Genomic DNA, 4746 nt, shown 5'->3' on the forward strand with positions numbered 1-4746 from the left:
CTCCCATGCCCGCGTGCGGACGTTTTCCAGCATCTGCCACACCTCGTCGCGGCCAGGGTCGCCCCACAACTGCTCGTGGTGGATCACCCAGGATTCTTCGCCCGCGCCGTAGCCCTTCACCTTTACCTCGAGCCGGTCTCCTTGGACGTCCACGGCGGCGACCAGTAGGCCCACACCATCGGGCACCACGGCCCGGTACTTCTCGCGGCGGCCGGAGAGGGATTCGGCGTTCACGCGCTCACCCTCTTCCTCCCAGGTCTGACCGAGCACCGTGTTGACGAATACCTTAAGCCGCTCGGGGTTGCCCTTCGCCTCCAGAAACTCGCGCACCAGCTCCGACCAGCGCGCCCACGGAGAGTAGAGCGAATTTAGGTGGAATCCCGCGGTGCGGTGGCCGGGGTTCTCGGCGACCCAGACGCCCTCTGCCAGCATCCTCCCCTTGTGCTGCTCCTCGATCAGAACGCCACACGCCTCGCACATGTAGGAGGCCGTCTCCGGGTCGCCGTTCTCCCATTTGAGGTTGTGCCACTCCAGCACCTGCATGTGCTCGCAATGGGGGCAGGGAACGTGATAGCGGCGGCGGTCGGACTGCTCGTAACTCTGCTCGATCCGCGAGAAGTTCTTGACTGTCGGCGTAGAGAATTCGCCAATCTTCCGGTTCCAGAACGTGGCTGTACGCTTCGTTGCAAGCGCCACCGGATCGCCTTCGGTGCCCGCGCTGGCCGGGTATCGGTCCACCTCGTCGCAGAGCACGACGCGGATCGGGCGGGAGGCGAGAGACGCCGCCGAATTGGCGCCCGAGATGGTAATGTGACCGCCGGGGAATGAGTTGTGAGTCGGCACCATGCGCCGTCCGGCAAGGAACAGGTGCTCCGGACTATCCACAGTGATGCAACGCACCGGAACGGACCGCTCTGGCTCAATCGCGACGATTCGGCGCCGAGTGGCGTTGGTCGTCGGTATGCGCTGGCGCTCTCGCTTGCGCGCGAGGCGGAACACCGGCTGCGAGGGCGACTGGAAGCCCAGGACAATCCCGCCCGCTGGCGTGTCTGTGCGGCTCCACTTGATCCCAAGCGACGACAGAAGCTCACACACACCATCAGCTAGAGCGGGAAGCACGGTGACGAACCGACACCAGCCCTGGGGCGTCACGCTTCCGCCCGCGTCCATCAACCCCTGCAACAAGTCCCATCTCTGCCCCTCGCTCGCGCGCAGGTACGCAGGCGGGATCACCTTCTTGCTCCGACCACTACCAGCGCGCGACACCAAGTCCATTGAGCGGAGCGCGCCGCGCACCCCGTCCTCCGCTGCGATCATCCGCCCATCTGCCCCACGCCGCGTGTTGCGGGTGAGCGGTTCAAGGAGGATTTCCACGATTCCCCGGCCAGCAACGGGTCGGATCGTGGCATCCAACCCTTCCGCGCGAAGGTGGCCGAGTACTTCCGTTGCGTCCGCGGGTTCCATCACCACGGCCGCTCGGTGAGAGTACCCATCCCCCAACCAGACCCCGAGGGCATACGGCGGCACCGGAAGACGGGCGTCCGCCAGCTTCAGCGGCTCAGTAGTCGGGACCGCGAACCGGAACCGCTTTCCGGATCTGACCCTCCCCACCATGTCGGCCGTGGTCAGCAACTCGCGCACAATGGCTTGGTGCGGCTTCGGGCGCTTCTTCACCACCCATCGCTCCACGGCCCACAAGTGCCCGGCGTCCGCGACGATCTCCTCACCATCCGAGAAGCGCACCCGATAACACCTCCGGCCCAGGTAGACCGGCGTCAGGTCGGTGACGCGGCACGGCTGACCCCGCTCGTCAAACAGCGTGTCACCCACCCGCACCTCACCCACGGTCGTCCAGCCCTCTGGCGTGGGCAGCGGCGTGTCCAGTGCGAGAGCCTTGTGCAGCAAGGTATTCCCCGAATCGCGCGCCCTTGGGTCCTTCACCTTCCCCCGCAGTCGCGGCGTGTCGCGGAGCATCGGGGCCAGCCGGTCCTTTGACCACGCCTCCCCCATCTGCTGCGTCGGCTGGAGGACGAGAATGGGCGCGGGGTCCTTGTCGATAAAGTAGCCAACCACGTTGTTGACGATTTCGGTCTTCCCCACCTGTGCCGAGCTCATCACGACCACCTTTTCAATCAGGGGGTCGGAGAACGCATCCAAGATCCCGCGCTGGTACGGCGCGCGCGCGGTACTCCACCTCCCCGGCTCGGCTGACGCCTCTCGGGACAGATGCCGATAGCGATCAGCCCACTCGGACACAGTCAGTCGCGGCGCTGGCGCCAACGCGGCCCGGAATAGGGCCGACCGGCGCTTTACCCACTCACGCCGCGCGCTCGGCTTCGTCTGCATAGTCCTCCGGGTCCTCTTCGCCCTCCTCACTGAGCGACCGCATGGCCTCCTCGACGGCCGCCTCCAAGCGGGCTTGCGCCTCCGCGATCGTGCGGCACCCGACGAGAGCCGGCGCCCACTTCGATGGCATGGCGAGAAGCTTGGCACGCAGTCGGTACAGCGGTGCCGACAGAAGCTTCTCCAGGTCGTCCAGCGAGACGACGCTTCCCTCTTCCTTCGCCAGTTTGACCTCGAGTATCCTGACTTCCGCCTCCAGCTTCCTTAATTCGAGGGATCCTTCCTCCGTCTCTTCGTTGATCCTGGCCTTCTTGTCCGACTGGTACTCAATGAACCAGTGCAGGCACTCGGGCCACGGGTATCCCTGTGGCTCGCGGGGCATTCCGCGGAGTTCGCGGATCCACCTCGTGCTTACATCTAGCCGCTTTGCCAGCTCGGCTTGCGTCAGATACTCAGCCATTCACATTGCAGGAAGCGGAATAGCGCCCCAAATCCCTATGGCTAGCCGAGGATCGGGCTCGCGCGTCACCCTCGGTGGACCGCTGACTGGGACCCGCGATGTGTCCTGAAATCATCTATGCCGCCACCGATAGCGGGATCTGCATGGGCAGCGTGGCGTGCTTCTTGGAGTTGCACGACCTGCACACCACCCGCGCGTTGAAGATGGAGTGCGCGCCGCCTCTCGACTTAGGCTCGATGTGGTCGAGCGACTTGTCTCTCGGCCCCAATTTCCTGCCGCAGTCCGGGCAACGCTTGGCCGCCGCGAACAACCGTCGCATCACTGCCGGCGTCAGCGTGCCGTCGTCCAGCAGGTCCGCCTGCTTCTGCGCGTACCGGCGCCCCATCTCCTTGGCTCTGAACTCCGGGTCATACCGATAGCGTGCTCGGTACACTTGGCTGGTCCACGCCAACCCCCGTGCGGACGGATCATCTTGTAGCAGTTGCTTCACCCATCCGCGCGTGCGCTCTGGGTTGCAGCGACGGACTGGTGGCCGCAGTGCCGCATCCACCCGGCGCAGGTGCTCCCGAAACCGCTGGCCCGTCTTTATCGACTGCTCCGTGCGGTATGCTCGCCCGGCCCTCACGGCGTCCTTCCGCCTTTGCTTCTTCCTCGCGCCCGAGCGCCTGGACGGCAGCGCCTTGTGGCATTCCCGGCAGTGCCCTCTCAACCCATCCGTGTTCATCGGCACGGGGTGAAACGCGCTCGCCGGCTTTACTTCACCACAGCTCGCGCACTCCTTCTCCGTGACTGACACCGGGTACGCCAGCCGCTTCCTCCGCTCCCGGTGCCGCTTCACCTCGCAGTCGTTGCACGCCCCGATGCGCCACTTGCCGCCCGAGCACAGCTTGAACTCCTCCAGCGGCTTTACCTCGCCGCACTTCCTGCACGCCTTCGTCATCGTGCGCTCCTCACGGCCTTCGCAAACTCCTCCGGGAACGCCCTCGCGAACGCCGCCGGCGCCGTCTCGTGTGCCGTCTCCACGAACCTCAGCCGCTCATCCAGGTCCGCCTTGCTGGTGAACCGGTACAGCAGCCGGAGCCCCCCGCGCTTACTGCTGCCCTTACCCCTGCGGCCCTGCCTCTGGAGGATCACCCCGCCGCCTCCGCCGGTGTAGATCAGCACCGTGCGCTTGTCGCCCACGAACACGCGGCCCGAGCTCCCGTGCGGCCTGAAGCCAAACGCCTTTGGTCGCTGGTCCTTGCGGATCACGCCCGCGCCCGTGCGCCGCACGTCCTGCGGGATCGCGAGATGGCCGCCGTCCTTCGGCCGCTTCGTGCCGCCGTCCTCGTGCTGCGCAAGGATGTCGGACCGGGAAGGATCGCCCGGGGTCTCCACGCGGACGAACGCCTCGAGGCTCCGCTTCGTCGCAAAGTCCGTCCGGCGCATCTTGATCGACCGATCGACCCACTGCTTTCGTCGCACCGTGAAGCGGCCGGACATCTCGCCCCGCTGCTTTGTCTGGAACGCGAGCGCCGCGGCGTTGAGCGCGCGGCTGGTGGCGAAGGGGACTTGGTCCGCGTAGAGGTCTCGGAGGAACTGACTGACCTCGGTCGCGTTGGTCGAGACGGTGATCTCCATCGGCTACGGAAGCTCCACGTCGGTCCACGCCCACGCCGACTGCGGCTTGCCGCCCACGGTCGCGTGCGCCTCGATCCAGAAGCCCGCACCGGCCAGCGAGAGCGGGGGTGTGTAGTCGTAGGTGTAGGTGCCCGTGGCCGTTTTGGTGGCGTCGGCAAGGGCCTGGGTTTCGGACTCCAGCAGCTTCCGGTGGCGGTTGTAGATCCGCCAGATGATGCTCGTGCCCGCGTCCGGATCCGTCGCGGCGCCCTCCGCGTCCTCGAAGACCACGGTGGCGGTTACGGCGTTGTTCGGCTGGGTCATGCGGCTTCCTCCGCAGGGGT

Annotated in this window: 5 protein-coding genes; all 5 read right to left on the reverse strand. The window is 66.2% G+C overall.

Translation table 11 applies throughout. The features are described 5' to 3' along the window. Positions 1-2346 (reverse strand): terminase gpA endonuclease subunit (locus VF167_09685; protein ID HEX6925693.1); only part of this gene is annotated, 2346 nt, incomplete at its 3' end. Next, the gene (locus VF167_09690) at positions 2318-2803 is read right to left on the reverse strand and encodes a hypothetical protein (GenBank protein HEX6925694.1); all 486 of its coding nucleotides are present in this window, start codon (positions 2801-2803) and stop codon (positions 2318-2320) included. The genes VF167_09690 and VF167_09685, both read right to left, overlap by 29 nt. 115 nt (positions 2804-2918) lie before the next feature. Continuing rightward, the gene (locus VF167_09695) at positions 2919-3743 is read right to left on the reverse strand and encodes an HNH endonuclease signature motif containing protein (protein ID HEX6925695.1); all 825 of its coding nucleotides are present in this window, start codon (positions 3741-3743) and stop codon (positions 2919-2921) included. After that, complete coding sequence (locus tag VF167_09700; protein HEX6925696.1) at positions 3740-4423, reverse strand: hypothetical protein; 684 nt, start codon at positions 4421-4423, stop codon at positions 3740-3742. The genes VF167_09695 and VF167_09700 overlap by 4 nt, the downstream gene beginning before the upstream one ends. Before the next feature lie 3 nt (positions 4424-4426). Further along, positions 4427-4746 (reverse strand): hypothetical protein (locus VF167_09705; GenBank protein ID HEX6925697.1); only part of this gene is annotated, 320 nt, incomplete at its 5' end.

It is taken from the genome of Longimicrobiaceae bacterium (assembly GCA_036375715.1).
Classification (GTDB): Bacteria; Gemmatimonadota; Gemmatimonadetes; order Longimicrobiales; family Longimicrobiaceae; genus DASVBS01.

Coding starts and splice junctions, on each gene's coding strand:
- VF167_09690 (HEX6925694.1), bottom strand. CDS start 2,803: ATGGCTGAGTATCTGACGCAAGCCGAGCTGGCAAAGCGGCTAGATGTA.
- VF167_09695 (HEX6925695.1), bottom strand. CDS start 3,743: ATGACGAAGGCGTGCAGGAAGTGCGGCGAGGTAAAGCCGCTGGAGGAG.
- VF167_09700 (HEX6925696.1), bottom strand. CDS start 4,423: ATGGAGATCACCGTCTCGACCAACGCGACCGAGGTCAGTCAGTTCCTC.